Below are 275 nucleotides of genomic sequence, written 5' to 3'. Positions count from 1 at the left end.
TTCCTGATCTGTCAAAGTCTGTCCTGATATAGACTTCACCACTGGAAGATACATTACCTTCAGTTTCCTTCTCAGTATATACAATATAATTATTGAGCACGCCTGTTATTCTGCTTTCATTAATAAAATTAATTCCTGTCAAGAAAATATCTTTACCGGCACTCATCTTACTGACAAAATTCAAGAGTTCATCACTGTTGATATAAATATTCTTTCCAGATGTGATAACGCCAGGCTGCTTACTGTCAGAAATTCTGGTTTCAGTTCTGGCGTGA

It is taken from the genome of Photorhabdus antumapuensis (assembly GCF_020387775.1).
In the GTDB taxonomy this organism is placed as follows: Bacteria; Pseudomonadota; Gammaproteobacteria; order Enterobacterales; family Enterobacteriaceae; genus Photorhabdus; species Photorhabdus antumapuensis.
This window is presented reverse-complemented; position numbering follows the sequence as displayed.